The sequence below is a fragment of the Variovorax sp. GW821-FHT09D05 genome (assembly GCF_059416325.1).
The window spans coordinates 465,198-490,845 of record NZ_JBWKOZ010000006.1 but is presented as its reverse complement, the minus strand read 5'-3'; the positions used below and the strand labels follow the sequence as shown (position 1 = coordinate 490,845).

20 protein-coding genes and 3 tRNA genes are annotated in these 25,648 nt (G+C 66.4%); 19 read left to right on the top strand and 4 right to left on the bottom strand.

The window, feature by feature from the left end; all coding sequences use genetic code 11:
- Positions 1–48: 48 nt before the first annotated feature.
- From AC07O3_RS19245 to AC07O3_RS19210, 8 genes are all read left to right on the top strand, one after another.
- Positions 49–924, top strand: coding sequence for an SPOR domain-containing protein (locus tag AC07O3_RS19245; RefSeq protein WP_495340054.1), 876 nt, complete (start codon positions 49–51; stop codon positions 922–924).
- A 21-nt stretch (positions 925–945) separates the two neighbouring features.
- The gene (locus tag AC07O3_RS19240) at positions 946–1,431 is read left to right on the top strand and encodes a CvpA family protein (RefSeq protein WP_093051684.1); all 486 of its coding nucleotides are present in this window, start codon (positions 946–948) and stop codon (positions 1,429–1,431) included.
- 12 nt (positions 1,432–1,443) lie between these two features.
- Positions 1,444–2,946 carry an amidophosphoribosyltransferase gene (gene purF / locus AC07O3_RS19235; RefSeq protein ID WP_093051681.1) on the top strand — a complete coding sequence of 501 codons (1,503 nt, stop codon included), beginning with the start codon at positions 1,444–1,446 and terminating at the stop codon, positions 2,944–2,946.
- Positions 2,947–2,957: 11 nt separating this feature from the next.
- Positions 2,958–4,178 carry an O-succinylhomoserine sulfhydrylase gene (locus AC07O3_RS19230; RefSeq protein ID WP_093176888.1) on the top strand — a complete coding sequence of 407 codons (1,221 nt, stop codon included), beginning with the start codon at positions 2,958–2,960 and terminating at the stop codon, positions 4,176–4,178.
- Positions 4,179–4,185: 7 nt separating this feature from the next.
- Positions 4,186–5,574: a glutamate--tRNA ligase gene (gltX, locus tag AC07O3_RS19225; protein ID WP_495340053.1), complete on the top strand. Its 1,389-nt coding sequence runs from the start codon at positions 4,186–4,188 to the stop codon at positions 5,572–5,574.
- 36 nt (positions 5,575–5,610) lie between these two features.
- Positions 5,611–5,686 (top strand) — tRNA-Ala (locus AC07O3_RS19220).
- Between the two features lie 51 nt (positions 5,687–5,737).
- Positions 5,738–5,813 (top strand) — tRNA-Glu (locus tag AC07O3_RS19215).
- A gap of 70 nt (positions 5,814–5,883) precedes the next feature.
- A tRNA-Asp gene (locus AC07O3_RS19210) sits at positions 5,884–5,960 on the top strand.
- Positions 5,961–6,028: 68 nt separating this feature from the next.
- Here the strand turns inward: AC07O3_RS19210 and AC07O3_RS19205 are convergent.
- On the bottom strand, positions 6,029–6,970 hold the full coding sequence (locus AC07O3_RS19205; protein ID WP_176928719.1) for a LysR family transcriptional regulator: 942 nt from the start codon (positions 6,968–6,970) through the stop codon (positions 6,029–6,031).
- A gap of 28 nt (positions 6,971–6,998) precedes the next feature.
- Between AC07O3_RS19205 and gstA the strand changes: the two genes are divergently transcribed.
- Positions 6,999–7,709, top strand: coding sequence for a glutathione transferase GstA (gene gstA, locus AC07O3_RS19200; protein WP_495340052.1), 711 nt, complete (start codon positions 6,999–7,001; stop codon positions 7,707–7,709).
- 117 nt (positions 7,710–7,826) lie between these two features.
- Positions 7,827–8,207, top strand: a complete 381-nt coding sequence (locus AC07O3_RS19195; RefSeq protein ID WP_093051666.1) for an HU family DNA-binding protein — start codon at positions 7,827–7,829, stop codon at positions 8,205–8,207.
- A 72-nt stretch (positions 8,208–8,279) separates the two neighbouring features.
- Here the strand turns inward: AC07O3_RS19195 and AC07O3_RS19190 are convergent, their stop codons facing one another.
- Positions 8,280–8,489: a hypothetical protein gene (locus AC07O3_RS19190; protein WP_093051663.1), complete on the bottom strand. Its 210-nt coding sequence runs from the start codon at positions 8,487–8,489 to the stop codon at positions 8,280–8,282.
- Positions 8,490–8,652: 163 nt separating this feature from the next.
- Between AC07O3_RS19190 and AC07O3_RS19185 the strand changes: the two genes are divergently transcribed.
- Together AC07O3_RS19185 and AC07O3_RS19180 are read left to right on the top strand one after the other, a co-directional pair.
- Positions 8,653–9,126: a hypothetical protein gene (locus tag AC07O3_RS19185; RefSeq protein ID WP_495340051.1), complete on the top strand. Its 474-nt coding sequence runs from the start codon at positions 8,653–8,655 to the stop codon at positions 9,124–9,126.
- A 96-nt stretch (positions 9,127–9,222) separates the two neighbouring features.
- On the top strand, positions 9,223–11,049 hold the full coding sequence (locus AC07O3_RS19180; RefSeq protein ID WP_495340050.1) for a bifunctional metallophosphatase/5'-nucleotidase: 1,827 nt from the start codon (positions 9,223–9,225) through the stop codon (positions 11,047–11,049).
- On the opposite strand, the gene AC07O3_RS19175 is transcribed toward AC07O3_RS19180, so the two are convergent.
- Complete coding sequence (locus AC07O3_RS19175) at positions 11,033–11,728, bottom strand: DUF418 domain-containing protein (protein WP_495340049.1); 696 nt, start codon at positions 11,726–11,728, stop codon at positions 11,033–11,035. The genes AC07O3_RS19180 and AC07O3_RS19175 overlap by 17 nt on opposite strands.
- Positions 11,729–11,963: 235 nt before the next feature.
- On the opposite strand from AC07O3_RS19175, the gene AC07O3_RS19170 reads away from it, so the two are divergent.
- The gene (locus AC07O3_RS19170) at positions 11,964–12,548 is read left to right on the top strand and encodes a BPSL1445 family SYLF domain-containing lipoprotein (RefSeq protein WP_495340048.1); all 585 of its coding nucleotides are present in this window, start codon (positions 11,964–11,966) and stop codon (positions 12,546–12,548) included.
- 13 nt (positions 12,549–12,561) lie between these two features.
- Here AC07O3_RS19170 and AC07O3_RS19165 read toward each other — a convergent pair whose 3' ends face one another.
- On the bottom strand, positions 12,562–13,407 hold the full coding sequence (locus AC07O3_RS19165; RefSeq protein WP_093176898.1) for a ParB N-terminal domain-containing protein: 846 nt from the start codon (positions 13,405–13,407) through the stop codon (positions 12,562–12,564).
- A 271-nt stretch (positions 13,408–13,678) separates the two neighbouring features.
- Between AC07O3_RS19165 and AC07O3_RS19160 the strand changes: the two genes are divergently transcribed.
- The 6 genes from AC07O3_RS19160 to AC07O3_RS19135 all read left to right on the top strand — a co-directional run bounded on the left by AC07O3_RS19160 (position 13,679) and on the right by AC07O3_RS19135 (position 25,639).
- The gene (locus tag AC07O3_RS19160; protein ID WP_093051649.1) at positions 13,679–14,200 is read left to right on the top strand and encodes a sigma-70 family RNA polymerase sigma factor; all 522 of its coding nucleotides are present in this window, start codon (positions 13,679–13,681) and stop codon (positions 14,198–14,200) included.
- 48 nt (positions 14,201–14,248) lie between these two features.
- Complete coding sequence (locus AC07O3_RS19155) at positions 14,249–14,518, top strand: DUF4880 domain-containing protein (protein WP_495340047.1); 270 nt, start codon at positions 14,249–14,251, stop codon at positions 14,516–14,518.
- Positions 14,519–14,666: 148 nt separating this feature from the next.
- Entirely contained in the window at positions 14,667–14,897 is a 231-nt protein-coding gene (locus tag AC07O3_RS19150) for an MbtH family protein (protein WP_097198644.1), read from the top strand.
- Complete coding sequence (locus AC07O3_RS19145) at positions 14,897–15,655, top strand: thioesterase II family protein (protein ID WP_495340046.1); 759 nt, start codon at positions 14,897–14,899, stop codon at positions 15,653–15,655. The genes AC07O3_RS19150 and AC07O3_RS19145 overlap by 1 nt, the downstream gene beginning before the upstream one ends.
- 58 nt (positions 15,656–15,713) lie before the next feature.
- Positions 15,714–21,011: an amino acid adenylation domain-containing protein gene (locus tag AC07O3_RS19140; protein ID WP_495340045.1), complete on the top strand. Its 5,298-nt coding sequence runs from the start codon at positions 15,714–15,716 to the stop codon at positions 21,009–21,011.
- A complete protein-coding gene (locus tag AC07O3_RS19135; RefSeq protein WP_495340044.1) occupies positions 21,011–25,639 on the top strand; it encodes a type I polyketide synthase in 4,629 nt (1,542 codons plus the stop codon). Before AC07O3_RS19140 ends, AC07O3_RS19135 begins: the two co-directional genes overlap by 1 nt.
- Positions 25,640–25,648: the final 9 nt, after the last annotated feature.

The following is a 25,648-nucleotide window of genomic DNA, read 5'->3' as shown; positions in this document are numbered from 1 at the left end:
CATACCATCTGGCACCACCTCGCTGCACTCCTTCAGGGATCGAACTTCATGGCGTTTTTCAAGTTCCGCACGCGCGGCCCACAAGGCAACGAAGGACGCAGCGCCCCGGCCGCTGTCCCCGCGGAAAGTGTCGAAACCATGCGTCGGCGTGCGCGCCACCGGCTGCTCGGTGCAGCGGTGCTGGTGCTGCTTGGCGTGATCGGTTTCCCGCTGCTGTTCGATACGCAGCCGCGGCCCGTGTCGGTCGACATTCCCATCGAGATTCCCGACCGCAACAAGGTCAAGCCGCTGCCCGTGCCCGCCACGCCGGTACCCGCCACGAGCACTGCGCCGGCGGCACCCGACAACAGCAGCTCGCGCGTGGCCTCGGCATCGCCCTCGTCCGGCGGCATGATCACCGAGACCGCCGACGGCACGGTGATCGACTCCGGCAAGCCCGTGCCCAGCACGCCGCCCGTCGCGGCCGCCGAGCCCAAGCCTGAACCGAAGCCCAAGCCCGAGCCCAAACCGGAGTCGAAGCCCGAACACAAGCCGGAACCCAAACCAGAGCCCAAGCCGAAGCCCGAAGCCAAGCCGGACCCCAAGCCCGAAGCGAAGCCCAAGTCGGCCGCCTCGGACGACGGCGCCCGAGCCCGTGCGTTGCTCGAAGGCAAGCCCGTCACCACTGCTGCCAAGCCCGCCGCTTCCGATGAAGGTGGCCGCTTCGTGGTGCAGGTGGGTGCCTTCGCCGATGCCGACAAGGCGCGCGAAGTGCGCCAGAAGCTCGAAAAAGCCGGCCTCAAGACCTATGTGCACGTGGCGAAGACTGCCGACGGCGAACGCACGCGTGTGCGTGTCGGCCCCTTCAGTTCACGTGCCGAGGCCGACCGCGCGGCGGAGAAGGTCAAGGGCTTGTCTTTGTCGGCCGCGATCCTCACGTTGTAAGAGCCGTCGCCAGCTGTTGCCGTGGCCTTGCTCGACTGGATCGCCGTCGCGCTCATCGGGGTGTCGATGCTGTTCGGCCTGATGCGCGGGCTGGTGTTCGAAGTGATTTCGCTGATCGGCTGGGTGGCAGCCTTCATTGCAGCCCAGTGGCTGGCTTCCGGTGTGGCGGCATGGCTGCCGTTCGGCGATCCGCAGGGGGCGTGGCGCTATCCGCTGGCCTTCGTGCTGGTGTTCGTGGCGGTGGTGTTTGGCGTGGGCCTGGTGGCCGCGCTCACGCGCAAGTTGATCACGGTCGTGGGTCTGCGGCCGGTGGACCGGATTTTGGGAGCAGCGTTCGGAGCGGCGCGGGGTGCGGTGGCCCTGCTCGTGCTGGCCGTCGTTGTTCATTTGCTGGTGTTGAGCGACAGTGCCTGGTGGCACGAGTCGCGCAGCGCCATTGTTCTCGATGCGGCATTGCAGGGCCTCAAACCCTCGCTGCCTGAAAAGTTGGCAAGCTACCTGCCCTGAGAGGAATCGTTCATGTGTGGAATCGTCGGCGTTGTCAGCAGCGCACCCGTCAATCAGCTGCTCTATGACGCGCTGCTGCTCCTGCAGCATCGCGGCCAGGATGCCGCTGGCATCGTGACCTTGCTCGAACGCAAGTTCTTCATGCACAAGGCCAAGGGCATGGTCCGCGACGTGTTCCGCACGCGCAACATGCGTGCGCTGCCGGGCAATGTGGGCCTGGGCCAGGTGCGCTACCCGACCGCCGGCAATGCGTACAGCGAGGAAGAGGCCCAGCCCTTCTACGTGAACGCGCCGTTCGGCATCGTGCTTGTGCACAACGGCAACCTGACCAACGCGCATGCGCTGCGTTCGGAGCTGTTCTCCACCGACCACCGCCACACCAACACCGAGAGCGACTCCGAAGTGCTGCTCAACGTGCTGGCGCATGAACTCGAGCGCTCTTCGCGCGGCGTGCCGCTGCATCCGGCCGAAGTGTTCGCCGCGGTCAAGAACATGCACAAGCGCCTGCGCGGCTCGTACGCCGTGGTGTCGCTGATTGCCGGCCACGGCCTGCTCGCTTTCCGCGACCCGTACGGCATTCGCCCGCTGTGCATGGGCCGCAGCGCCGACGGCACAGTGATGGTAGCGAGCGAATCGGTCGCGCTGGAAGGTTCGGGCCATGTGTTCGAGCGCAACATCAACCCGGGCGAGGCTGTGTTCATCGACCTCGAAGGCAACGTGCATTCGATGCAGTGCGCCGAAGCGCCGACGCTGAACCCCTGCATCTTCGAATTCGTGTACCTCGCGCGTCCGGACTCGGTGCTCGACGGCATCTCGGTCTACCAGGCGCGTCTGAACCTCGGCGAGACGCTGGCCAAGCGCGTGGTGTCGACCGTGCCGCCGAACCAGATCGATGTGATCATCCCGATTCCCGAATCGAGCCGGCCGAGCGCCACGCAGCTCGCGCACCTGCTGGGCGTGCCGTACCGCGAAGGCTTCGTGAAGAACCGCTACGTCGGCCGCACTTTCATCATGCCGGGGCAGGGCGTGCGCAAGAAGTCGGTGCGCCAGAAGCTCAACGTGATCGCCAGCGAGTTCAAGGGCCGCAACGTGCTGCTGGTCGACGACTCGATCGTGCGCGGCACCACCAGCCGCGAAATCGTGCAGATGGCGCGCGATGCCGGCGCCCGCAAGGTCTACCTGGCCAGCGCCGCGCCGCCGGTGCGCTACCCCAACGTCTACGGCATCGACATGCCGACCAAGGACGAACTGGTGGCGCACGACCGCACCATTGAAGAAATCCGCGAACTGATCGGCTGCGACGCGCTGATCTACCAGGACGTCGACGCCATGAAGCGCGCCATTGGCTCGCTCAACCCCAAGCTCGACGGCTTCGACGCCTCGTGCTTCGATGGCGTGTACGTGACCGGCGACATCGACACCGACGCCATCTCGCGCATGAACGGCAACCGTCCCCGCGTCGAAGAGACCGAAGAAGACTCTTCGCGTCTCGCACTCCCCAACCACAGCGAGTGAGAGCCAAAGAAGTGACCGACGAACGAACCCTGCCGCCCGGACTGCATCGCGACACGCTCGCGCTGCGCACCGGGCTGGCGCCGAGCCAGCACGGCGAGCACTCCGAGGCGCTGTTCCTGACAAGCGGCTTCGTGCAGCCTGATGCCGAAACTTCGGCGCGCCGCTTTGCGGGCACTGAAGCGGGCTTCACCTATTCGCGCACGTCCAACCCGACGGTGGCGAGCTTCGAGCAGCGCCTCGCGGCGCTCGAAGGCACCGAGGCCGCCATCGGCGCATCGACGGGCATGGGCGCGATTCTCATGATGTGCATGGGCCTACTGAAGGCCGGCGACCATGTGATCTGCTCGCGCTCGGTGTTCGGCTCCACGCTGAACCTGTTCGGCAAGGAGTTCGCCAAGTTCGGTGTGGAAACCACTTTCGTCTCGCAGACCGACGTGGCGGAATGGCGCGCGGCGCTGAAGCCCAACACCAAGCTGCTGTTCGCCGAAACCCCGACGAATCCGCTGACCGAGGTGTGCGACATCCGGGCGCTCGCCGATCTCGCGCACGGCGCGGGCGCGCTCCTGGCCGTAGACAACTGCTTCTGCACGCCGGCGCTGCAGCGCCCCACCGAACTGGGCGCCGATCTCATCATCCATTCGGGCACCAAGTACCTCGACGGCCAGGGCCGAGTGATGGCTGGCGCGATCTGCGGGCCATCGAAGCTCATCGTCGACGTGTTCGGCCCCGTGGTGCGCACCGCCGGCATGGCGCTGTCGCCGTTCAATGCGTGGGTCGTGCTCAAGGGCATGGAAACGCTGGGCATCCGCATGCAGGCGCAATGTGCGAACGCACTGGCCGTTGCGAAATGGCTCGAAGCGCAGCCGGGCATCGCACGCGTCTATTACCCGGGGCTCGCTTCGCATCCGCAGCATGAACTGGCGATGCGCCAGCAGGCGGGGAAGGGCGGGGCGGTCGTGTCCTTCGACGTGGTCGGCAACGACCCCGAGACGGCGCGCGCCAATGCCTTCCACGTGATCAACAGCACGCGCGTGGTCAGCATCGCGACCAACCTTGGCGACACCAAGACCATCATCACGCACCCCGGTACGACCTCGCATGGGCGCCTCACCGAAGTGCAGCGCCAGGCCGCAGGCATCAGCCAGGGGCTGATCCGCCTCGCGGTCGGCCTCGAGTACATCGACGACATCACGGCCGACCTGCAGCGCGGCCTGAGCACCCTGACAACCTGATTGATTCATGACCGGCAAAGTTCGCACCCGCATCGCACCGTCTCCCACCGGCTTTCTTCACCTGGGCACGGCCCGCACTGCGCTCTATTCGTGGGCTTATGCGCGCCACCACGGCGGCGAGTTCGTGCTGCGCATCGAAGACACCGACGTGGCCCGTTCCACGCAGGACTCGACCGACCAGATCCTCGCGTCGATGCACTGGCTGGGCCTCGATTACGACGAAGGCCCGATCTACCAGATGCAGCGCCTGGAGCGGTATCGCGAAGTGATCGCGCAGATGCTTGCGGCTGGCACGGCCTACCACTGCTACTGCACGCCGGCCGAACTCGACGAGATGCGCGAGGCGCAACGCGCACGCGGCGAAAAGACGCTGTACGACCGCCGCTGGCGCCCCGAGCCGGGCAAGGTGCTACCGCCCGTGCCCGAAGGCGTGCCGCCTGTTGTGCGCTTCTGCAATCCGCCCGAAGGCGACGTGACGTGGAACGACCTCGTCAAGGGCGAGATCACCATCAACAACCGCGAGATCGACGACCTCATCATCCTGCGGCCTGACGGTGTGCCCACCTACAACTTCGCGGTGGTAGTCGACGACTGGGACATGAACATCACGCACGTGTTCCGTGGCGACGAGCACATCAACAACACGCCGTGGCAGATCAACATCTTCCGCGCGCTCGGCGCACCGTTGCCCGAGTTCGGCCATGTGCCCGTGATCCTCGGCGACGACGGGCAGAAGCTGTCGAAGCGCCGCGGCGCCGTGAGCGTCACTGCCTACGAAGACAACGGCTACCTGCCCGAAGCGATGCTCAACTACCTCGCGCGCCTCGGCTGGAGCCACGGCGACGACGAACTCTTCACGCGCGAACAGATGGTGAGTTGGTTCGACGGTTCGCACCTGTCGAAGAGCCCCGCGCAGTGGGATGCAGCCAAGCTCGCATGGGTCAACGCGCAGTACATCAAGGCGAAGAGCGGCGACGAACTCGCACCGCTTGTTGCAGCACAGTTGCAAAAGCGTGGCATCACGGCCGACGAACGTTTGCCCGCGATCTGCGCGCTGTTCAAGGACCGTTGCGACACCACAGTGGCATTGGCCGACTGGGCTGCGGCGTTCTATGCGGACATCAACGTGAGCGATGCCGATCGCGCGCAGCACATCACTGATGCAGTGAAGCCAGCGATCGCAACGCTCGCAGAAAAATTGACGACGGCTGCCTGGGATAAGGCCTCGATCGCAGTTATCATCAAAGAAGTTCTCGCGACACATGCATTGAAAATGCCGGTGTTAGCGATGCCAGTACGAGTGCTTGTGATGGGGACATCGCAGACACCGTCCCTCGATTCAGTGCTCGAAATTTTTTCCCGCGAAAAAGTTATCGAGCGATTGAAAAAGGCCTGAAAAATCGGGCTATAATTCGAGGCTCGACACCCACACGGGGGTATAGCTCAGCTGGGAGAGCGCTTGCATGGCATGCAAGAGGTCATCGGTTCGATCCCGTTTACCTCCACCATCAAAGTGTCGAGAAGGTATGAAGTGCTGATCGCAGCACGTCCAAGGTTTTGACCCTATCGTCTAGAGGCCTAGGACACCACCCTTTCACGGTGGCTACCGGGGTTCGAATCCCCGTAGGGTCGCCAGTTTCACTTCGGTGAAGCAGGCACAAGTGGCAACACTTGGCTCCGTCAAACGAGCGAACGTTGTCTACCAGGAGTGGTAGTTCAGTTGGTTAGAATACCGGCCTGTCACGCCGGGGGTCGCGGGTTCGAGTCCCGTCCACTCCGCCAGTCAGAAGCCCTTGCAGCTCAATGAGTTGCAAGGGCTTTTCACTTTCTGGCTTCCCCACGCAATTACTTCATCTTGCTGCTTCGGGGCGTGTCACGCCTGCGAGTTGCTGCTCGTTCGACAGCAGGAAGTCGATGAAGGCGCGCACGCGCCGAGGCATCGCCCGGCTCGCGGGATAGACCAGTGATGCGAGCTTTGGCGCGGGCTCGAAGTCTTGCAGCAATCTTTCGAGCCGGCCATTGGCGAGGTGCTCGCCCACAACGAACATCGGCAGGTGCGCGATGCCCAACCCGGCCACTGCCATTGCCGCGAGGTGGTGCATGTCGTCCGACCGCACTGCGGCTCGTGGCTCGATCTGCAGCGGGCCTTCCGACGTCTTGAAATTCCACGGATCCTCGCGACCATCTGGCCGCGTGTAGGCCATGCATCGATGCTCAAGAAGCTCTTCGGGCCGTGATAGCCGCGACATCTCTTTGAAACAGGCAGGTGCCGCAACGGTGACGAACTGACCGTATCCAAGCGGCCGTGCCACAAGGCTCGAGTCGGGCAGGGCGCCCACCGCGATCGCGACATCCAGTCCCAGGTCGAAGATGTCTGACAGCCGCATGGTCGACACGATCTCGATGCGCAGCTTCGGATGCCGCGCGAGCAGTGCTGGTAGCAGCGGCGCCACGAGAAACGTTCCGAAGAGCGGCGGCAACCCCACGCGCACCGTGCCGGCCACCGCGCGCGTGCCCGCGCCAGCTTCTTCCGCCGCTTCGGCCAGCAGGTCGAAGGCCCGCGCACAACGCTCGTGAAACGCCATGCCTTCCTCGGTCAGATGCAAGGCCCGCGTCGTGCGCGCCAGCAACTGCACGCCGAGATCGCTTTCGAGCCGGCCAATGGCCTTGCTCACGGCCGATGGCGTCATCGCGTGCAGTGCCGCTGCGGCGGTGAAGCTGCCCGCATCGGCCACGGTCACGAACACGCGCGCATCGGCCTCCGAGATTGGCAACTCGTGAGTCCGGCTCATCAATCTTGTGCCCTCAACCCGCTTTTTCATGAAGCCCCTCGCGGCCACCATTCGTGGCGTGCACATCGATCACGTCAACACAACCCCGTCTGACCACCAACAGGAGCCGATCATGAAACTCTTCTACAGCCCCGGTGCTTCTTCATTGTCCCCGCACATCGTGCTGCGCGAGGCTGGTCTGACCGCGGAGATGGTCCGCGTCGACCTCGAGACCAAGACGCTGCCCGCCACCGGACAGAGCTATCTGCCGATCAACCCCATGGGCAAGGTGCCCGCGCTCGAATTCGACGACGGCGCGGTGCTCACCGAAGGTCTCGCCGTGCTGCAATACCTTGCCGATCTCGCGCCAGCCTCGCGGCTCGCGCCGGCTGCCGGCACCATGGCCCGCTATCGCCTGGCCGAAGCCCTGAGTTTCGTGGCCACCGAACTGCACAAAGGCTTTGCGCCGATGTTCGATCCCGACGTGCCGGCAAGCTACAAGCACAGCCTGATCGCGGACACACGCACCTTCGATCGCATCGCATCGCTGGTGCAGCCGGGGCCGTACATCCTCGGCGAACACTTCACTGTCGCGGATGCGTACCTCTATCCGATCCTGCGCCTCGGCCGTCATGCGGGACTCGATTTTTCCTCATGGCCGGCGATAGGCCACTACATGGAACTGGTTGCAAAACGCCCCTCCGTGCGCGCTGCGATGCGGGCCGAAGGCCTCATTGAAGACTGTTCGATGAAGGCCTGAAGCGACCGCGTTACATCCGGGCTCTCGCAGTCGAATAAACTCCGCCCCGCTTGCAGCTTGTATTCGTGCTGCGCCGCCATAGGCAACATGGCGAAATCAAACCTAATAGGAACTCAGTTGAACCGCATCGAACTCGTCGAAAAAATCGTCACCGCCCACAACGTCAGCAAGGCAGAAGCTGCGCGCATTCTCGAGACCGTTACCGGCTCGATCGTCGCCGCAGTGAAGAAGGGTGACCCCGTCCAGATCGTCGGCTTCGGCACTTTCAAGCAAGTGGCGCGCGCCGCACGCTCGGGCTTCAACCCCAGCGCGGGCACCAAGATCAAGATCGCCGCACAGAAGGTGCCGAAGTTCGTGCCGGGCGCTGCCTTCAAGGCCGCCGTGGACCCGAAGGCTGCAAAGCGCAAGGCCGACAGCAAGGCAGTGGCTGCCAAGCCCGCAGCAGCGAAGAAGGCCGCAGCACCCGCCAAGAAGGCCGTGGCTGCCAAGAAGAAGTAAGAAGCTGCGACTGCAGAAATAAGAACGGCCCCTCGGGGCCGTTTTTATTTGGTGGTGCATTTATGCGCCGCTTCAGTCGGGTTCGATCACACCTTCGCTCAGATAGCGCTGGTATTCGGCAATGGGAATCGCCGTCGTCTGCGTGCTGCCGCCATCGCCCCAACTCAGCACGGCGCTGTCGGGCGCCAACTGGACCTCTATCGGCCCTTGGGGAATGAGGATCAGGGGGCCGTCGCCGGCCCGGTATTCGACATTTCCTGTGACTTTCGCGTTCGCTGCCATGGTTTCGTTCCTCGGGATGTTGGGGAATGCGGGGGCGGGCCTCAAGCGTATCGGATATGGCGACTCGTGGGGTATCGCGCTGCGGCGATGCGTGTAGGCGAACGTCCATCGGAAGCGCCCGTCACATCGGCGTAACGCGCGGCGTGGCACGCTCGCGCTTCGAATGACGAAGCGTTTCAGAATTCTTGTTGCTGTGTCGATGGCCTGCCTGGCGATCCTGGCGGCAGCCGTCGCGTGGCGACTGACTGCCGGCAGCGATGCGCAGGCTCGCGTGGCGGATGCAGCCCCGTCGCTAGAAATCCGCTGGCACGGCGGCGGCATCGTGCTGCAGGGCGCGGTGCAGGACATCGCCACGCAGCACGCACTGGCGGAGGGCGCAGCCGCGCGCCTGGGCGGCGAGAGCGATCAGGTGACCGACTGGCTCGACATCACGCCCGCGGCGCTGCCGGTGGCCGATGCCGCATCGCTCGCCCGGCTCATCCTTCTAGGGCAGGAAGGCTGGCACCTGCAGCGGCGGCCGACCGAGGGCTGGCTCGCCGTGCAATCGCTGACTGACGAGCGCAGCGTGCAGGCAAAGGCGCTGCTGCAGGCCGCCTTCGGCCCTGGCGTTGCGATGCGTCTCGTGCTCCTGCCTTGAGCGGGCGATCTCCTTGCGGGCTCAAGGGGCCTTCACGGCACCGTCATGTGCCGTCCCCAGCATCCGCTGCATTCAAAACAGAGGAGAGAGGTTCCCATGCATCCATCGTTCAAGCGCCTTGCCGTTGCCGGCGTGGTGGCCGCCACCCTGACTGCCTGCGGCGGCAGCGACAACTCAAACAATTTCATTCCTTTCGTGCCACCGCCCGCGGCAACCAACCCGCCGCCGGCGTCGCCCACCGTGCCCGGCACCATGGACGTGAAGCTCATCGCCTTCAACGACCTGCACGGCAACCTCGAGCCGCCGAAGCTGTCGATCAGTGCGCCTGCCAAGGGCGGCGGCACGGTGCCGGTGCCCGCCGGTGGCGCGGCCTACCTGGCCTCGGCCATCGCCTCATTGAAGGCCAAGAACCCGAACAACGCGGTGGTATCGGCCGGCGACATGATCGGCGCCTCGCCGCTGGTCTCGGCACTGTTCCTCGACGAGTCGACCATCGAAGCCGTGAACGCGATGAAGATCGATTTCAACGCGGTCGGCAACCACGAGTTCGACAAGGGCCAGACCGAACTGCTGCGCATGAAGAACGGCGGCTGCGCGAAGAACACCGCGCTCGAACCCTGCCGCGTCAACAAGAGCTTCCCGGGCGCCAACTTCGGCTTTCTCGCGGCCAACACCGTGAAGGGCGACGGCAACACGCTGTTCCCCGCCACCGGCATGAAGACCTTCACGAAGGACGGCGCCACAGTGAAGGTGGCGTTCATCGGCATGACGCTGAAGGGCACGCCGAACATCGTGACGCCTGCCGGCGTCGCGGGCCTGACTTTCAAGGACGAGGCCGACACCGCCAACGCGTTGATCCCGCAGCTGAAGGCGCAGGGCGCGGACGCCATCGTCGTCGTCATCCATGAAGGCGGCACCACTACCGTGGGCTACAACGACAAGAGCTGCGCCGGCCTGAGCGGCGACATCCTGCCGATCCTCAACAAGCTCGACACCTCGGTCGACATCGTGATCTCGGGTCACACGCACCGCTCGTACGTGTGCGACTACGGCAAGACCAACCCGGCCAAGCCCTTCCTGCTGACCAGCGCCGGCCAGTACGGCACGCTGCTGACCGACATCAACCTGACCATCGACACCCGCACGCGCAAGGTGACGGCCAAGGCGGCCGACAACGTGATCGTGCAGGGCGAGGCCTACACCAGCGGCACCACCACCGTCGCGCTGACCGACCAGTACCCGACCTTCGACAAGAACCAGGAAGTGGCTGCGCTCATCAACCAGTACCTCACCATCGCCGGACCGCTGGTGCAGCGCGTGGTGGGCTCGCTCACCGCGACGGCCACGCGCACGCTGACCGCATCGAAGGAAAGCGTGCTGGGCAACCTGATCGCCGACGCACAACTGACAGCGACCAGCCCGGCCGGCAAGGGCGCCGCGCAGATCGCCTTCATGAACCCGGGCGGCGTGCGCGCCGACCTCGCGCCCGCCGGCGACGGCAGCGTGACCTACGGCCAGATCTTCGCCGTGCAGCCTTTCGGCAACAGCCTGGTGGTGAAGACCATGACCGGCGCGCAGATCAAGGCCGTGCTGGAGCAGCAGTTCAACAGCGGCTCCAACACCGTGGCCGCGCCGAAGGTGCTGCTGCCCTCCGCAGGCTTCACCTACAGCTACAGCACTTCGGCGCCCGCTGGCTCGCGCATCAGCAACTTGTCGCTCAACGGAACCGCGATGGCCGACGGCACCAGCTACCGCGTGACGATGAACAGCTTTCTGGCTACCGGCGGTGACAACTTCACCGTCTTCAACCAGGGCACGGACACGCTCGGCGGCGATCAGGACGTAGACGCCCTGGAGGCCTACATCAAGGCGAACAGCCCGCTGACACCACCGGCGACGAACCGCATTACGGTTCTGCCCTGAGCGGTTGCTGGCGAAGGGGGCGGGCCGTGTTCGGCCGGCCCGCCTGCCCGGATGACCAACGCGCCAGCCACCAGCAACTGAGCATCGCCTGCAGCACGGCGATGCCCAACAAGAAGCCGAAGCTCGGCCCGAGGGCGTAGAACAGGCCCAGCCCGAGCAGTGCCTGCGCGAGCCAGTTCGTCAGCGCCATGCACCCCATGGGCGAGAGCTTGCGCAACCAGTGCCGCCAGCGGGTCTGCTGGAACAGCAGCACGAAGGCCGCCATGCAGAACAGGCTGAGCGCGATCTGGTGCAGCAGGCGCATCACCCTGACACCCGCGCCGCCGGAGTCCCACAACATCAGCGGCACGGTCGTTGCCAAGCTCACGACGAGCGCCACCTTCAACAGGCGAACCCAGAGCCGCCGGTGGGCGACGGACTCCTGCAGCATGCGCCGAACGAGCAGGCGTATGGAGTTGGGCTTCTCCCCAGGCCGCACCGCCTGCATCGCGAAGCCCAGGCCGAAGAGCAGGGCGAGCAGTGCGATCGACGTCCCGATGAATTCGAGCAGTGAAGAACTGCGCAGATTGAACAGTGGTACGCCGAACAGCGCGAAGCCGCGTAGCGAGTCCAGCAGTTCAAGGCGGCGGGTGCTACCGGCGCCTGGGTGGCGCGACGGCCTTGCGAGGTCGAATGTCATGGGAGTGCGCAAAGTGGGGTCGCTGCGATGCTATGAATCTGCATTGCACGAACATTGCGTTTGGGCCGCCTCCAGTCCGGCCCTGGGCGCACTACCGTTCGCCAATGCCGTGACCTTGCGTAGGCCGATGTCTCCAACCCGATTTGTGCCGGTTTTGCAGACTTAGCATGAGCAAATCTGCTGTCGAAGGCAGAGATTTCTTCGCCGACTCATGTTCTTTGCAAAGGATTTCGTCATGAAAACCATGAACTTCCGCATGCTGGCGCGTTCATCCGCCGTGGCGGCGTGCAGCCTGGCCTTTGTCGGGTGCACCACCACGCGACCGCAGGATCAGTCCAGCAGCGCGTCTTCGCGCACTTCCATCGACGCCCAGGTCGATGCCTCGCTGTCCAAGCTGTACGACTCCGTGAGAGGCTCACGCGAGCTGGTCGCCAAGTCGAGCGGCGTGCTGGTGTTTCCTGCCGTGATGGGGGCCAGCTTGGGCGTGGGCGCTGAATACGGCCGGGGCGCCTTGCGCGTGAACGGGCGCACGCAGTCGTACTACAGCACCACCGCCGGGTCGGTGGGCTTCCAGGCGGGTGCGCAATCGAAGGCGGTGATCTATCTGTTCACCACGCAGGCGGCGCTGGACAAGTTCCGCAGCAGCAAGGGCTGGACAGCGGGCGCTGACGCCACTGTGGCGCTCGCGACCATCGGGGCCAACGGCAGCATCGACACCAACACGCTGCGCCAGCCCGTGGTGGGCTTCGTGATGACGAACGTGGGGCTGGAAGCCGGCGTCTCGCTGTCGGGCGCGAAGATCAGCGAAATCCAGCCGTAGCAGGCTGCTGGGCTCAGTGGCCGAGCCGGGCCTGCAGCTCGGCCACTTGTTTGCGCAGGGCCTCGTTCTCGGCTGTGAGTTCGGCCACGCGCTGTTCCAGCGCCTGCACCGCATCCGGCCTGGCTTGTTGTTGTTCGTCGTCCGAATGCGCTTCGGCGGACTCCTCACGCGGCTTCTTCTTCGACTCGCGCACGCGCTTGGCGGCCTGCTTGAGCTCGTCCTTGCCGGCGTTCGCGGCCGAGACCTGCTCCTCGGCCGGCAGCGTGGCCACGGCAGCTGCGGTGTTGATCGAGATCACGCCCGACTTCACGGCTGCCACCAGTTCTGGCGCGGCCTGCTTCTGGATCTTTTCGATCATCCCGACCTGGCTGCTGCTCAGGCGTGCGGCCTTGGCGATGGCTTCGCGGCTGCTCAACGGCGCGGGTGGCGGCAGGGTGGGGGCTGACGCACTGTCGTCCGGCGAGCCGTCGGCGGGGGGATCGACGTCGAACGGGGCGTCGGACGCCGAGGCTGGCTCAGCAGCGACGCGGCTGCGCTGCTTGTCGACGATGTCCTTCTTCCGCAGCGCCAGCACGCCGCGCAGGAAATCCGAAATGCTGCGCCGGCCCAGGTGCTGGTCGATCATCCAGAGATGCACGTCCTCGATGGTCTTGAAGCGCGTGTTCTGCACCGTCTTGAACGGCAGGTCGTGTTTCTGGCAGATGCCATAGCGGTTGTGGCCGTCCACCAGCACGTCGCCCCACAGCACCAGGGCGTCGCGGCAGCCCTCGGCCAGGATGCTGCGTTCCAGCGCTTCGTGTTCCTCCGGCGTCAGTGGGTCGATATAGGCTTTGAGTTCTTCGTTGACGACGATGTTCATGAGGGGGCGGGAAGCGGAACGGGGCAAAGGGGCGGAATTTTAGATGCGCCCGGCCGACGGGCTTTCGAGACGTCGTCCGGGTGTCTCTGTTTGGTGCATCCAAACGTCTATAGAGGTAAGGACACAGTCGCAAATTTGCGCTGTCATCCTTTTGTAAATATTAATGATTCTTATTTAAATATGTGGCCGGAGAGCCGCAGCCACGCCAATGCGCCCGACGCGCGCCGTTCCGAATTTCGACGCCTGGCCCCAATCTGGAGTTGCTCAAAAAATGCTGTCACTCACGTCCGAATCTTCTCTGGGAGATGTTTTCGTCGCCAACCGGGCCCAGCTTCTGCACGTGGCCCGCAGGATCGTCCGCACCACGGACCTTGCCGATGATGTCGTGCAGGACGCTTATCTCCGCATTGCCGACGGCGCCTGCGACCGCAAGGTCGACAAGCCCATGGGCTATTGCTGCCAGGTGGTGCGCAATCTCGCACTCGACCATTGCCGCCGCCAGTCCCTCGAAGCCACCTACCGCACCTTCGACGTGGACGTCGAGACGCTCGATGTCCCGGGACCAGCGTCGCCGGACCGCGTGATGCGCGACCGGCAGGCTGTCGGCCTGATCGAGAAAGCGCTGTCGGCGCTGTCCCCGAGGACGCGCGTGGCCTTCCAGCTCTACCGTCTCGAAGGCCTCACGCAGCGCGACATCGCGGCGCAGATGGGCTGCGCGCTCGGGCTCGTGAACCGCCTGATTGCCGAGGCGGACGAAGCCATCGGCGCGATGCGTCACCTGATCAAGGATTGACGCAGACAAACTCTCGTGCCGCTTCGTGTAAGGTAAAACCGTACACGCATGGCACAAGAGCAAGACGACCTCATCTGGCGCACCGCATGGGACTGGGTGCGGCGCGAGCACGACCGCGAGAATTTCGGCGAAGGTTCGCGTGTCGAAATGGTGGAGTGGCTTCTCGCCGACCCCGCCCACCGCAAGGCCTATGACAAGGCCGCCCGCCTCTGGCTGCTCGCGGGTCTGGTGCCTCCCACCATCGACGTCGATGCGTGGAAGAAAAACCAGAACCGGGCATCCCCCGAAGACGCAGCACCCAGCGACGACGACGCCTGATCGTCGCCAGCGCGCCGCCTGGCCGCTCCCCGCACCGGGGTGAACAGATTCGGTCCCGAATCGTCATGTTGATCAGAAGCCCAGCAATCGGCCACACACCGGCCCGCTTGCCCGCCTGCTTCCTCAATCAACCGCACAAGGACCGCCCATGTCTACCAGCTGCTTCGATCGCGAAGACGAAACCTTCATCGTCCTGGTCAACCAGGAAGACCAGTACTCCATCTGGCCTCACTGGAAGGCCGTGCCCAGCGGCTGGAAGGCTGTCGACGGGGTAAAGGGCGACAAGAAGACCGCGCTCGAATTCGTCGAGAAGAACTGGACCGACATGCGCCCCAAGTCGCTGCGCGACTGGATGGCCGCGGAAGCTGCCGCAAGCTGATGGCCGGGCCGGCGAGGGTTTCGCTGCTGTGTCTGCCCTGCGCGGGCGCCAGCGCGACGATGTATTTGCGCTGGCGGCATCAGCTGCCGCGCTGGATCGAGCTCGTGCCCGTCGAACTGCCGGGTAGGGGCATGCGCATGGGCGAGCGCTTCGTCGAAACCTACGATGCCCAGGTCGCGCGGATCTGCGCCGAGCAGACGAACGCGATGCACGGCAGCTTCGCGATCTTCGGGCACAGCATGGGCGCATTGCTGGCCTATGGCGTCGTGCAACGTCTGCGCGCGCTCGGCCGGCCGTTGCCGCTGGCGCTTTTCGCGTCGGGCAGTTCCGCGCCGTCGCGGCGCGACCTGAGCCGCCTCCCCGACACGCATGACGAAGCCGCGCTGATTGCCGATCTGCGCAAGCAGGGCGGCACCCCCGAAGAAGTCTTCGCCAGCGCCGAGCTGATGCGCATCACCCTCGACACGCTGGGCGCGGACTACCGCGTGTGCCAGAGCTTCGAATACACGGCCGATGCGCCTCTTCCAATGCCTCTGCATGTCTTCGCGGGCCGACAGGACGACATGGACGCGGCGCGCATCGAGGCCTGGTCGGCACATGCCGGTGGCGCGTTCACGCTCGACTGGTTCGATGGCGGCCACTTCTTCATCCGTCAGCACGAGGCGGCCTTCCTGGCTGCACTGACGCGCCGTCTGGGGCAGGCCATGGCCGGCAGGCATCAAGGCTCATTGCATGGGCATCGACTTGACGCGGCATGAGTGAACGCAGCCGGCCCGGTGCCGGCTGCGCCCCTACTAATTTTCTGGAGTGAGCGAGATGGCAGACACGGCAGCAACGACGGTGAATCCGGGGCATCACCCGGTGTCCGCAAACTTCGTGGAACACCTGCGGGCATTGGCGCAAAGCCGGCCGGACGACGTCTGGCTCACGGTGGTGGGCGAGGCGGATGGCGCCTACTTCGAGAAGCCGGTCACCTACGCCGTTTTCGAGTCGCGCGTGCGCGCGCTGGCATCCTGCCTGCAGCAGCAGTTTGCGAAGGGCGAGCGCGCCCTCGTCATGCTGGACAACGACGACCATTACGCGGTGAGCATGCTGGCGTGCTTCTACGCCGGCGTGATCGCGGTGCCGGTGTTCCCGCCCGAATCCATGCGGCCGCAGCATCTCGCGCGGCTGACGGGCATTGCGGAAGACTCGCAGGCGCGCTGCGTGCTGACCTCGGCGGCGATGCGTGCTGCGATGGACGGCGCGGCCGATGCGTTCGCGCAGGCCGAGATGATTGCCGTCGACGAGGTGAGTCCCGCGCTCGCCGATGCATGGATGCCGTTCGCGCCCGCTGTGGACGATGCTGCGTTCCTGCAATACACCTCGGGCTCGACCTCCGCCCCCAAGGGCGTGATCGTGACCCACGGCAACCTCATCGCCAACGAGCGCGCCATCCGTGACGGCATGGGCATCGGGCCGGAGGACAAGTTCGTGTCGTGGGCGCCGCTCTATCACGACATGGGCCTCATCGGCGGCCTCATGCAGCCGCTCTACAGCGGCATTCCGCTGGTGCTGACCTCGCCGCGCTACTTTCTCGAAAGCCCGGTGCGCTGGCTCGAACTGATCTCGCGCCATCGTGCCACCCTGAGCGGCGGTCCCGACTTTGCCTATCGCCTCTGCCTCGACCGCGTGAAGGGCGCGCGGCTCGCGGGGCTCGACCTCTCGACATGGCGCGTCGCCTACACCGGCGCCGAGCCCGTGCGCGCAGACACCGAAACCGAATTCATCGAGCGATTCGCGCCCGCAGGCTTCGGCCCCGACGCCGTGTATGCCTGCTACGGCCTCGCGGAAGCGACCCTGTTCGTCACCGGTGGACAGCGCGGCGCCGGGCTGGTCGCGCGCGCCTTCTCCGCCGATGCGCTGGCCAGGGGCGAGGGCGTGGAAAGCGCGCAGGGCACGATGCTGGTCGGCTGCGGCGCCGCGCCGGACGGCCACGACGTGCGCATCACCGACCCCGATTCGCTGGCCGCGCTAGACGCCGGCCGCGTCGGCGAAATCTGGGCCAGCGGCCCGAGCATCTGTGCCGGCTACTGGGGCAAGGAACGCGAAACCAGCGAGACCTTCGCCATGCATGAAGGGCAGCGCTGGCTGCGCACCGGCGATCTCGGCTTCATGCACGGCGGGCAGCTCTATGTGACGGGCCGCATCAAGGACCTGATCATCGTTCGCGGGCACAACATCTACCCGCAAGACATCGAGCGCACAGTCGAGGCCGAGATCGAGGCCGTGCGCAAGGGGCGAGTCGCCGCCTTCGCGGTGTCGAGGCCGGATGGCGAAGGCATAGGCGTGGCAGCGGAAGTTTCGCGCAGCATGCAGAAGCTCGTGCCTCCGCACCTGCTGGTCGATGCACTGGGTGCGGCGGTCAGCGAGGTGTTCGGCGAGGCGCCGTCCGCCGTGGTGCTGCTCAACCCGGGCGCGCTGCCCAAGACATCGAGCGGCAAGCTCCAGCGCCAGGCGTGCCGCGCGGGGCTTGCGGCACGCAGCCTCGATGCGTACGCAATCCACGAGCACGGCGTCTTCACACTCGGCGGCAGCGGGTCTTCGATTCCGGCGGAAGCGCCGGTGCTCGACGAAGTCGGAGAAGCGGTCTCGGCCATCTGGCAGGAAGTGCTCAAGTGGCCCGTAGACCGTGCGTTGGCGCACGACGCGCACTTCTTCACCTCAGGCGGCAATTCACTGGCCGCGGTTCAAGCGTGCGCGCGTATCGCCCGGCACTGGAACATCGAATTCGATCTGCGCGACCTCTTCGAGCAGCCCCGGCTGAATGCTTGCGCGGCCATCGTGCGCAGCCGCGAGGACCGTCCGGGCCGCGTGCCCGGCACGGCGGCCATCGAGCCGCTGTCCGCCGAGCGCCGGCTGCAGCCCTTGCCGTTGTCGCACGCACAGGAGCGTCAATGGTTCCTGTGGAAGCTCGCGCCGCAGAGCACGGCGTATCACATGAGCGGCGCGCTGCGCCTGTCGGGCGCGCTGGATGCCGCCGCGATGCATGCTGCGTTCGAAGACATCGCCGCGCGCCACGAGTCGTTGCGCACGGTATTCCTGGCAGGCGCTGACGGCACGGCAGAGCAGCTGATCAGCCCGTCGTGGGCACCGCTTCTGAACCTGATCGATCTGCATCACCTCGCGGCCAGCGAGCGCGAAGCACGTGCCGCAGAAGAAGCGCAGCGCCTGCATGCCGCGCCCTTCGACCTGACGCAGGGGCCGTTGCTGCGCGTGGCGTTGATCCGCCTGTCGGACACCTCGCACCTGCTGGTGGTGGTGATGCATCACATCATTTCCGACAGCGCGTCGATGCAGGTGCTGCTCGATGAACTGGCGGCCGGCTATGCCGCGCGGCTGAAGGGCGATGCCCCGTCGCGCCGCACCGCACCACGAATCCAATACGTCGATCATGCGGCGTGGCAGCGCAACTGGCTCGCCGCGGGCGAGGCCGAGCGGCAACTGGCCTGGTGGCGCGCGCAGCTCGGCGAAGAGCATCCTGTGCTGGCGCTGCCGATCGACCGTCCGCGCACGGCGCAGATCGGCTATCGCGCGGCACGCCACAGCGTCGAAGTGCCCGGGGCACTGCTGGCCGGCTTGCGCCAGGCCGCGGCTAGCGAGGGCGCCACGCTGTTCATGGTGCTGCTGGCCGGCTTCCAGGCGCTGCTGCACCGCTACACCGGGCAGGAAGACATCCGCGTCGGCGCTCCGGTGGCAAACCGCAGCCGTGTCGAGGCGGAAAACATCATCGGCTTCTTCGTCAATACGCTGGTGTTGCGCAACCGGATCGGTGGGCGCATGCGGCTGTCGGATGTCGTGGCGCAGGCGAAAGAAGCGGTGCTGGGCGCGCAGACGCACCAAGACCTGCCCTTCGAGCAATTGGTCGAAGCACTGCAGCCGCAGCGCAGCCTGAGCCAGAGCCCGCTGTTCCAGGTGATGTTCAACCATCTTGTCGAAGACTATCGGGCGTTGGCGCAGCTGCCGGGGCTCGAGGTTGCGCACCATGCGCTGCCAGACGGAACTGCGCAATTCGAACTCGTGCTGGAAGCCCGCGAGACACCCGATGGCCGGTTGACGCTGGGGCTGGTCTACGCGGCGGAGCTGTTCGATCGGGAGACGATCGAGCGGATGGCGGGGCACTACGTGGCGGTGCTGGAGGCATTGACTGCCCAGCCTGAGCTGGCAGTGGGCGATGTGGCGCTGGTAGGGGCGGCGGAGCGCGCGCAGCTTGTGGCGTGGAGCGAGAACCCGCGCCGCCACGAAGGCGCACAACCCGTGCATCGCCAGATCGAGGCGCACGCGAAGTCGAAGCCGCAGGCGCCCGCTTTGGTCTTCGGCGATGAAGCCCTGAGCTATTCGGAACTCAATGCCCGTGCGAATCGCCTTGCCCACCGCCTGATCGGCATGGGCGTAGGCCCCGATGTGCTGGTGGGCATCTGCGTGGAGCGCTCCACAGAAATGATGGTGGGCATCCTTGCAGTGCTCAAGGCAGGCGGCGCCTACGTGCCCCTTGACCCCGAGTACCCCGCAGACCGCCTTTCCTACATGGTCGAAGACAGCGGCATCGCATTGCTGCTGACCCAGAGCCACCTGCGAGATCTCATCCCCGGTGTCGACGCATTGCAGGTGCTGGAACTCGACACCCTCGATACAGCGTCCGAGTCCGAGGCCGATCCGCAAGTCAGCCTGCACGGCGAACACCTGGCCTACGTCATCTACACCTCAGGCTCCACAGGCCGCCCCAAGGGCGCAGCCATCCGCCATCAAGCCCTGTACAGCTGCATGGCCTGGATGCAGGAGTTCTACACCCTCGCAGGTGCTGACACGGTCCTGCACAAGGCCCCCTTCGGCTTCGACGTGTCGGTCTGGGAGATGTTCTGGCCATTGACCTCAGGGGCAAGACTGGTCATCGCCAACCCGGGCGATCACCGGGATCCGGTGCGCCTGGTCGAACTCATCCAGAAGCACCAGATCACGACGCTGAACTTCGTGCCCTCGATGCTGCAGGCGTTCCTGGCGTACGAGGGCATCGAAGCGACGACGAAGCTCAAGCACATCATCTGCGGCGGCGAGGCCATGCCCGCAGCCACGCAAAGAGAAGCACTTCAACGCCTGAGCGGCGCCACGCTGCAGAACCTGTACGGCCCGACGGAGACGACGATCCACGTCACGCAGTGGACGTGCCGGGATGACGGCAGCAGCCAGGTGCCGATTGGCCGGCCGATCAGCGAGACGCAGGCGTACGTGCTGGACGCCAGCCTGAACGAAGTACCGGCAGGTGTGGCGGGAGAGTTGTACCTGGGGGGCATCAACCTCGCACGGGGCTACCTGAAGCGACCAGCACTGACGGCAGAGCGCTTCATCGCAGCGGCCAACGGAAGCCGGCTGTACCGCACGGGCGATCTGGTGCGCTGGAACAACGAGGGGCAGCTGGAGTACCTGGGGCGCATCGACCACCAGGTGAAGGTGCGGGGCTTCCGTATCGAGCTGGGGGAGATAGAGGCGCAGTTGCAAGCCCAGCCCGAAGTCAGGGAGGCGGTGGTCGTCGCGAACGAAGGCCCCGCAGGAGCGCGGCTCGTGGGCTACGTCTCGGGGCAAGGCATAGACACAGCCACGCTGCGAGAGCGCCTTGCAGAGGCGCTGCCCGACTACATGGTGCCCAGCGTCATCGTGGTGCTCGATGCCCTGCCGCTGAACGCCAACGGCAAGGTAGACCGCAAGGCACTCCCCACCGCCGCCATCACCAGCGACAAACCCTACGAAGCCCCGCAAGGCCCCATCGCCGAAACCATCGCCGCCATCTGGGCCGAAGTGCTGCAGATGGACAAGGTCGGCACTCACGACAACTTCTTCGATCTCGGCGGGCACTCGCTGCTGCTGGTTCGCGTGCACCGCCTGCTCGAAGACAGGCTGCGCACCACCGTCGCACTGGTCCAGCTTTTCAAGTACCCCACGGTCGGTTCGCTGGCCCAGTGGATGGCGCGCGGCGCCGATGCACCCGCGGCGTTGTCGCCCACGGCCGGCGACGACCGTGCGCTGCGCCAGCGCGCCGCCTTGCTTCAACGTCGCAAATCCGCGGAAAGAGTCAACTGATGAACACCCTCAACGCGCAGGCCGCGCAGGCCGATGCAGCCACCGGCATCGAGATCGCCATCGTCGGCATGGCGGGCCGCTTTCCGGGCGCCGAAGATGTCGATGCGTTCTGGCGCAACATCCGCGACGGTGTGGAGTCCATAGCCGGCTTCACCGACGAGCAGCTGCGCGCGCAAGGCATCTCGCAGGAGCTGCTCGACGATCCGGCCTACGTAAAGGCGGGCGTCCAGTTCAAGGGCTTCGACCAGTTCGACGCCGGCTTCTTCGGCTACTCGCCGCGCGAAGCCGAGTACCTCGATCCGCAGCAGCGCATCTTCCTGGAGTGCGCATGGGCAGCACTGGAGCACGCCGGCTGCGACGCGCATACCTGGCCGGGCAAGATCGGCGTGTACGCGGGCGAGGGCCCCAACCTGTACCTCATGCGGCACCTGCTGCCCGCATTCGGCCTGGGCGACGGACGCGGCATCGCCGACCTGCTGGGCCTCATGAGCGGCAACTCCGGCGGTTCGCTGTGCACCCGCGTGGCCTACAAGCTCAACCTGCGCGGCCCGGCAGTGACGGTGCAGACCGCCTGCTCGACCTCGCTGGCCGCGGTGCACACAGCCTGCCAGGCGCTGCTGGGCTACGACTGCGACATGGCGCTGGCCGGCGGCGTGTGGCTCAACCTGCTGCAGGACGGCGGCTACCTCTACCAGGCCGGCGCCATCCTCTCGCCCGACGGCCACTGCCGCGCCTTCGACGAGAAGGCCGCGGGCACGGTAATCGGCAGCGGCGCAGGCCTCGTGGCACTCAAGCGCCTGGACGACGCGCTGCGCGACGGCGACACCATCCACGCCGTCATCAAGGGCACGGCCGCCAACAACGACGGCGCCGACAAGGTCGGCTTCACCGCGCCCAGCGTGAACGGCCAGGCCGAAGTCATCCGCGCGGCGCAACTGATCGCTGGCGTGACGGCCGAATCCGTCGGCTACATCGAGGCGCACGGCACAGGCACGGTGCTCGGCGACCCGATCGAGCTGGCCGCGTTGACGCAGGCCTTCCGGGCCGATTCAGATCGCACCGGCTACTGCGCCATCGGCTCCGTCAAGACCAACGTCGGCCACCTCGATGCGGCGGCCGGCGTCACCGGCCTCATCAAGACGGTGATGGCGCTCAAGCACAAGACGCTGCCGGCCAGCCTGCACTACGAGCGGCCCAATTCGCAGATCGATTTCGCGGCGAGCCCGTTCTATGTCAATGCCACCACCAAGGCATGGCCCGCGGGTGCCGCGCCGCGCCGCGCGGGCGTCAGCTCGTTCGGCATCGGCGGCACCAATGTGCACGTGGTGCTCGAAGAGGCGCCGGCCGCGAAGCTGGTTGAAAGCCCGTCCAGCTGGCAGGTGCTGCCGCTGTCGGCGCAGAACGCCGCTGCGCTGCAGGAGGCCGGCCGGCAGCTCGGCCGCCATCTCGAAGCGTCTGCCGGCCAACCGCTCGCCGACATCGCGCACACCTTGCAGAGCGGCCGCCGCCCGTTGCCGCTGCGCGCGGCCATCGTTGCCAACGGCCATGCCATGGCTGCGCAGACGCTGCTGTTGCCCGAGGGCGGCTTCGAGCAGGTGATGCGCGCGCCGGCCACCGCGCCCGAGGTCGCCTTCCTGTTCCCCGGCGGCGGCACGCAGCACGCCAACATGGGCGCGGCGCTGTACCGCGACGACCCGGTGTTCCGCGGTGAGGTCGACCGCTGCTGCGCCTTGCTGAACGACGCGATGGGCATGGACCTGCGCCAGCTGCTTTACCCCGCAGCCGGCGCCGAAGCTGCGGCCGACCAGAAGCTGTCGTGTATCGAATACACGCAGCCCGTGCTGTTCATCGTCGAGTACGCGATGGCCCGCGCCTGGATGGCGCGCGGCGTGCAACCCGCCGTGATGCTGGGCCACAGCCTTGGCGAATACGTGGCCGCCTGCCTGGCCGGCGTGTTCAGCCTGGAAGACGCGCTGCGCATCGTCACCACGCGCGGCCGCTTGATGCAATCGATGCCCGCCGGTGCCATGACGGCCATCGCGCTGACCGAGGCCGAACTCGCACCGTTCCTCCAGGCGGGCTGCGACATCGCCGCGATCAACGGCCAGCAGCTGTGCGTGCTCGCGGGGCCGCTGCAGGCCATCGAAGCGGCAGAAAAGCAACTGCTCGCCGGTGGCCTGATGCCGCGCCGCCTGCACGTTGCCATCGCTTCCCACTCGGCCATGACCGAGTCCATCGTGGCCGAACTGCAGCAGGTGGTTGCCTCGGTGCCGCGCCATGCGCCGCGCATTCCTTTCATCTCCAACGTCACCGGCCAGCCGATCACGGCCGAGCAGGCGGTGGACCCGGCCTACTGGGGTCGCCATCTGCGCAGCACCGTGCGCTTTGCCGACGGACTCGCCGCGCTGCTGGGCGTGGCCGGGCGCGTCGTGCTCGAAGTGGGCCCCGGCGAAACGCTGGCGGGCCTCGCGCGCCAGCATCCGATGGCCGGGTCGGCCGCAGGCATCTGGGCGAGCCAGGCGCATCCGCAGCAGCAGGCCCGCAACGAGCGGCAACTGGCCAGCGTGACCGGCGCGCTCTGGTGTGCCGGTGTCGAGATCGACTGGGCCGCCTGCCGCGCGGGCCAGCCGCGCCGCCAGGTGCCGTTGCCTACCTATCCGTTCCAGCGCCAGTCGTACTGGATCGAGGCGGGCACATTCGAGGGCAGCGCCAAGGCAGGGCCGGCAGCCGACGCCTTCTACGTGCCCACCTGGAAGCGCACCGAGCCGCTGCTGGCGGTGCACACCCCCGCGCCGACCGGCACCTGCACGCTGGTGTTCGGCGAAACGCGCAGCCTCACCGACAGCCTGATCCGCCACCTGCACCGTGAGGCCGACGCGCATCCCGTGGTCTGGGTGGAGCAGGGGCCGGGCTTCGTCGAGATCAGCCCGCGCCACTACGCGGTGCGCCCCGGCGAGCGTGCCGACCACGAGCAGGTGCTGCGCAAGGTGCAGGCCGAGCTGGGGCCGGTCTCGAAGATCTATCACCTGTGGAGCGTGGACGACGAGCTTGCAGTGCCTTCGCAGTCGAGCGAGATGCTGGAGCGCGGCTTCTTCAGCCTGCTGGCCCTGGCGCAGGCCCTCGACAGCGCGTCGGCCGGCAGCGAGCGCAAGCTGGCGATCCAGGTCGTCACCAACCAGATGGAAGACGTGAGCGGGCTGGAGCCCCTGTGCCCCGAGAAGGCCACGCTGTTCAGCCTGGCCAAGGTGATCGGGCAGGAGTATCCCCACATCGACAGCCGCGTCGTCGATGTGGTGCTGCCCACAGCCGGCAGCGATGCCGAGGCATGGTTGGTGAAGCAGCTCGCGGCCGACATGCCGGCGCGCCACGACGAGCCGCTGGTGGCGTACCGCGGCCCGCATCGCTGGGTCAAGGCCTACGAGCCGCTGGCGCTGCCTGCGCCGGGCGCGGGGCCGCAGCAGCGGCTGCGCACCAATGGCGTCTACCTGATCACCGGTGGCCTCGGCGGCGTGGGCCTTTCCGTGGCGCGGCACCTTGCCAAGTCGTGGCAGGCGAAGCTGGTGCTTTTCGGGCGCACGCCGTTGCCCGAGCGCAGCACCTGGGAGGCGCTGGCCGCATCGCCGGAGCAGCCGGCGGCATTGCGCCAGAAGCTGCTGCAGCTGCTCGAACTCGAAACCCTTGGCGGCGAAGTGCTCGCGCTGTCAGCGGACGTGTCTGATGCCGCGCAGATGAAGGCCGCCACCGCGCAGGCCCGGCTGCGCTTCGGCGCCATCCACGGCGTGATCCACGCGGCGGGCCATGCCAGCAGCGGGATGATCGGCCAGCGCACCCGCGCCATGGTCGACGCGGTGTTCGCACCCAAGCTGCGCGGCACGCAGGCGCTGCTCGAAGCAGTGCGCGAAGACGCACTCGATTTCGTGCTCTTCTGCTCATCCATTTCCAGCATGGCCGGCGGCCTGGGCATGAGCGACTACGCCGCGGCCAACGCGTACCTCGACGCACTGGCCGCGCAGGTGCAGCGCAGTGCGCGCCACGCGGTGTTCTCGGTCAACTGGGACGCCTGGCGCGACCTTGGCATGGCCGCTGGCATGGTGCTGCCCGAAGGCGTCGGCATGGACGGCCCCGAAGGCGCGCTGGCGCTGGAACGAATCGTCAACGGCCCGGCGTTCTCGCAGGTCGTGATCTCCACGACCGACCTGACGCAGCGCCTTGGCGAGCTCGACAGCGGCATGCTCGAGCTGATCGAGTCCGGGCCGCTGGCCCACGCCGCGCGCGCGGGCCGTCGCAACCACCCGCGCCCCGCGCTCGACACGCCCTACGTCGCGCCCGACGGCGACCTCGAGACCGGCCTTGCCGCCGTCTGGCAGGACATGCTGGGCATTACCGCCATCGGCATCCACGACAACCTGTTCGAGCTGGGCGGCGACTCGCTGCTCGCCATCCAGATCCTGGCGCGCGTGCGCAAGGCTTACGAGGTCGAGCTGCACCCGGCCGCCTTCTTCAAGGCGCCAACCATCGCCGACTTGGCCCTGCTGGTCGAGACCCGGTTGATCGAAGAGATAGAGAACAGCGAGAACGGCGACCCGGCCGATGCCGCCACACCGGACCGACTGTCCGCCACCGTCTGAAACAAGCAC

What these genes read in the sequence shown, in the direction of transcription:
- AC07O3_RS19160 (WP_093051649.1), top strand. Translation starts at nt 13,679, where the DNA reads ATGCTGTCACTCACGTCCGAATCTTCTCTGGGAGATGTTTTCGTCGCC.
- AC07O3_RS19245 (WP_495340054.1), top strand. Translation starts at nt 49, where the DNA reads ATGGCGTTTTTCAAGTTCCGCACGCGCGGCCCACAAGGCAACGAAGGA.
- AC07O3_RS19165 (WP_093176898.1), bottom strand. Translation starts at nt 13,407, where the DNA reads ATGAACATCGTCGTCAACGAAGAACTCAAAGCCTATATCGACCCACTG.
- AC07O3_RS19170 (WP_495340048.1), top strand. Translation starts at nt 11,964, where the DNA reads ATGAAAACCATGAACTTCCGCATGCTGGCGCGTTCATCCGCCGTGGCG.
- AC07O3_RS19205 (WP_176928719.1), bottom strand. Translation starts at nt 6,970, where the DNA reads ATGAGCCGGACTCACGAGTTGCCAATCTCGGAGGCCGATGCGCGCGTG.
- AC07O3_RS19175 (WP_495340049.1), bottom strand. Translation starts at nt 11,728, where the DNA reads ATGACATTCGACCTCGCAAGGCCGTCGCGCCACCCAGGCGCCGGTAGC.
- AC07O3_RS19135 (WP_495340044.1), top strand. Translation starts at nt 21,011, where the DNA reads ATGAACACCCTCAACGCGCAGGCCGCGCAGGCCGATGCAGCCACCGGC.
- AC07O3_RS19140 (WP_495340045.1), top strand. Translation starts at nt 15,714, where the DNA reads ATGGCAGACACGGCAGCAACGACGGTGAATCCGGGGCATCACCCGGTG.
- AC07O3_RS19185 (WP_495340051.1), top strand. Translation starts at nt 8,653, where the DNA reads ATGACGAAGCGTTTCAGAATTCTTGTTGCTGTGTCGATGGCCTGCCTG.
- AC07O3_RS19150 (WP_097198644.1), top strand. Translation starts at nt 14,667, where the DNA reads ATGTCTACCAGCTGCTTCGATCGCGAAGACGAAACCTTCATCGTCCTG.
- gltX (WP_495340053.1), top strand. Translation starts at nt 4,186, where the DNA reads ATGACCGGCAAAGTTCGCACCCGCATCGCACCGTCTCCCACCGGCTTT.
- AC07O3_RS19155 (WP_495340047.1), top strand. Translation starts at nt 14,249, where the DNA reads ATGGCACAAGAGCAAGACGACCTCATCTGGCGCACCGCATGGGACTGG.
- AC07O3_RS19190 (WP_093051663.1), bottom strand. Translation starts at nt 8,489, where the DNA reads ATGGCAGCGAACGCGAAAGTCACAGGAAATGTCGAATACCGGGCCGGC.
- gstA (WP_495340052.1), top strand. Translation starts at nt 6,999, where the DNA reads ATGAAGCCCCTCGCGGCCACCATTCGTGGCGTGCACATCGATCACGTC.
- AC07O3_RS19145 (WP_495340046.1), top strand. Translation starts at nt 14,897, where the DNA reads ATGGCCGGGCCGGCGAGGGTTTCGCTGCTGTGTCTGCCCTGCGCGGGC.
- AC07O3_RS19180 (WP_495340050.1), top strand. Translation starts at nt 9,223, where the DNA reads ATGCATCCATCGTTCAAGCGCCTTGCCGTTGCCGGCGTGGTGGCCGCC.
- purF (WP_093051681.1), top strand. Translation starts at nt 1,444, where the DNA reads ATGTGTGGAATCGTCGGCGTTGTCAGCAGCGCACCCGTCAATCAGCTG.